The organism is Hugenholtzia roseola DSM 9546 (assembly GCF_000422585.1).
Classification (GTDB): domain Bacteria; phylum Bacteroidota; class Bacteroidia; order Cytophagales; family Bernardetiaceae; genus Hugenholtzia; species Hugenholtzia roseola.
Window position 1 is genome coordinate 143422 of the sequence record NZ_KE383883.1, and the last position, 3139, is coordinate 146560.

The window sequence follows — 3139 nt, forward strand, 5'->3', positions numbered from 1 at the left end:
GTTTCGCCTAAGTAATAAACGATTTGAATAACAGGTATTTGGTATTTTTTTTGTAAAATGGCATGATACTCTTGCATGCGAAGTATCATATTAGGCTCATCTCTTGCTTGAAATTCTAATTGTAGGATAAATTCTTTTTCATCTTGGGTGGTGATAAAAATTAGAAAATCAGCCTCACGTTCTAAGGTAGTTTGTAGTTTATCTTTTAATAAATCATATTTTTTGATATGAAAACCCAACTCCCTTTCTGAAAACTGCAAGACATACGATAAGATATTTTCCTTTAAAATTTTATCGTAAAGATTTTGTTCTTTTTGATTAGGTTTTCCGTCTTTCATAAAAGATTTTATAAGCTAATTAGACCATAAAGATACGATTTTTTTAGAATCTATCATATTTTTCTATGCTTTTTGTATCCGCTATTTGAGACTCGCGCTATAAGGTACTACAAAAATAGCAAACTATTTTGAAAACGCCTCTATTTTTTGAGTAGTTTTTTAGGGCAGCCTTTCGAAATATAGGCAAAGGAGAGATAATAAATTAAAAACAAAAACTAAAAAATTAATAATCTAAGCCGCAAGTGCTTAAAAAAGAATAAAAAGCCCTTTCCTTTCTGGTAGATGTGTCATGCTTGACAAAAAATGCGTTTCTTTGTGTTCTGAAAAATCTTTGTTTTTACCCTAAAAATGCGCTATGTCTGCTTTTTTGCTCTCTCGCCCTTTGAGGGTGCTGCGTAGGGTGATGATAGCTTCCACTCTCGCCTTGCTTCTCTTCGCCTGTGAAGCCGACCGCCCCACTCGCCCCGATTGGCTTTTAAAACCCCAGCAATTTATTAGCATTACAGCCGATTTGATGATTGCAGAATCGGCAGCGAACCAACGCTATGAGCAGGACGAAAGCCGTTATACGCGCTTTCTGAAATTTCGCCAAAATATTTTTCGCCATCATCAAATAGATTCTACCATTTACCGCCTCAACTACGACCATTACACCGCCGAAACACGTCGCGCCGAAAATGTGTTTGTCTATTTAGTGGATACACTTGAAGCACGCGCCGCCGCCAACAAATTGATGTCTTTTGAGTAGAAATTTTACGCTCCCCTATTTTACCCATGCCTACCCACTTGTTTTTAGCCTTTTTAGAAAAACAGTCGCAACAGCCCTCTTATCGGCTCTTTTTAGCGTTGAGCAGTGGAATTTTACTTAGCCTTGGCTGGTACGCGCCTTTTCAAATCCTACTTTTTATTGGTTTAGTCCCCCTCTTGCTTTTGGCGCAAGATTTTGGGCTGCAAAAAAAAGGCAGTTGGCGTTTTTTTCTCTACGTGTGGCTCGCTTTTTCAGTGTGGAATGTCGGCACAATTTGGTGGCTTTGGAATGCTTTGGGCGTGGGGGTGATAGGCGTGTGGCTTATCAACGCCCTACTTCAATCGCTACCTGTGGTCTTATTTCACCAAACACACCGTTATAGCAAAGCCCTGCATGGCGCGGCATTTTTTAGCTACTGGCTTAGTTTCGAATACCTACACCTTAATTGGGAACTTTCCTTTCCTTGGCTCAATTTAGGCAATGCTTTTGGCTTTTTACCCTCGTGGGTGCAATTCTACGAATACACAGGTGCTTTTGGAGGTACGCTTTGGGTATTAGCCGTCAATTATCTGATTTTCAAATGGTTAGAAAAAAAGCAAACCGCCCAAGTTCCTGCTTCTTCCTATCCGCTTGCAGCGATTGTAGTTTTGATATTGCCTCTTTTGTTTTCACAAATTTTATTTTATACCTACGAAGAAAATACCGAAAAGGGTTTTGAAGTAGTGGCGGTTCAGCCTAATTTAGACTGTTATGAAGAAAAATTTCCTTACAATCCTGCCACTGGTGAGCCTTCAAAAAACTACGTATCTTATTCCGAACAGATAGACCGTTTTATAGAATTGGCGCAAAAAAATAGCAGTCCCCAAACGCGCTACCTACTTTTTCCCGAAACTGCCCTACATGAAAATGTGCCTGAAAATGCGGTCTTTCAATATCCAGAGCCGCGCCGTTTTTTCAAAGCCCTCAATCAAAGCAACCCCAACGCCTATATCCTGACAGGTATCGATACGTACAAATTCTACCAAAAAGGCGAATCCCTAAGCAACACAGCGCGAAAATCAAGGCAGGACGATTTTTATTACGATTCCTATAATGCCGCTCTTTATATCACGCCAAACGGAAATGCCGATTTTTATCACAAGTCTAAACTGGTTACGGGAGCAGAAAAAAATCCCCTCAAAAGGTGGCTACCGCAAGATTGGAAGTTTTTTGTAGATATAATGGGCGATTTAGGTATTTCGCAGGAGCGTGCCGTCTTTTGTGCCGATAACACGACAAAAAACTGTCTTGCTCCTATTATCTGTTACGAATCTATTTATGGCGATTTTTGTACCGAATACGTGCAAAAAGGGGCAACTTGGTTGGCAGTTATCACCAACGACGGCTGGTGGGGCAATACTTCGGGACACGTGCAGCACTTGGGCTTCTCTGCCTTGCGTGCGATAGAATTGCGCCGCAGCGTCGCGCGTTCAGCCAATACGGGTATTTCCTGCTTTATCAACCAAAGAGGCGAAATTTCGCAAGCCACCCAATACGGCGAAACCGCAGCCATACGCGGCACTATCAATCCCAACGATACGATAACTTTCTTTGCTGCTAATGGCGATTATCTGGCGCGTGTGTCCGTTTTCTTGGCGTTCTTTTTTATGATTTCGGCACTTGTCAAGAAATGGCGCACCTAATTTTTAGAGCTTAACACTGCTGTTGTTGGGCGTTAGATTTGCGCCACAAGGTACAACAAAAATAGCAAAAAGATGCGCCTTTTTAAACGATAAAATCGTTTTTGCCACTTTTGCTGCCGACTATCTGGTACAAACAACAACCAAATACGACTAATAGGCTTACAATTCTTTGCTCAATTTGCGAACCTCCTCGATGGATAGTTTTGTGAGTTTGGCGGTTTTCTCCACCGAAAGCCCATCTTGTAAGCAAGAAATCGCTAATTCGCGTCGCGCTTTTAATTCACCCGCACGTTCGCCTTCGAGCTTGCCTTCGAGTCTTCCTTCGAGTTTGCCTCTCTCTAAGCCTTTCTCTATACCTTTCTCTAAACCTT

General features: G+C 41.4%; 2 protein-coding genes and 2 pseudogenes. 2 read left to right on the plus strand and 2 right to left on the minus strand.

Going from position 1 to position 3139, the window contains the following annotated elements:
- Positions 1 to 338: pseudogene (locus tag G500_RS26055) on the minus strand (hypothetical protein); the annotation flags it as partial.
- Positions 339 to 693: 355 nt separating this feature from the next.
- Here G500_RS26055 and G500_RS0116500 point away from each other — a divergent pair.
- Together G500_RS0116500 and lnt are read left to right on the plus strand one after the other, a co-directional pair.
- On the plus strand, positions 694 to 1086 hold the full coding sequence (locus G500_RS0116500) for a DUF4296 domain-containing protein (protein ID WP_027003357.1): 393 nt from the start codon (positions 694 to 696) through the stop codon (positions 1084 to 1086).
- 26 nt (positions 1087 to 1112) lie between these two features.
- Positions 1113 to 2768: an apolipoprotein N-acyltransferase gene (gene lnt, locus G500_RS0116505; protein WP_051203765.1), complete on the plus strand. Its 1656-nt coding sequence runs from the start codon at positions 1113 to 1115 to the stop codon at positions 2766 to 2768.
- Between the two features lie 159 nt (positions 2769 to 2927).
- On the opposite strand, the pseudogene G500_RS26060 reads toward lnt, so the two are convergent.
- Positions 2928 to 3139 (minus strand): annotated as a pseudogene (locus tag G500_RS26060) (hypothetical protein); the annotation flags it as partial.

Excerpts from the sequence above, each read along its gene's own strand:
- G500_RS0116500 (WP_027003357.1), top strand. The coding sequence starts at position 694 with ATGTCTGCTTTTTTGCTCTCTCGCCCTTTGAGGGTGCTGCGTAGGGTG.
- lnt (WP_051203765.1), top strand. The coding sequence starts at position 1,113 with ATGCCTACCCACTTGTTTTTAGCCTTTTTAGAAAAACAGTCGCAACAG.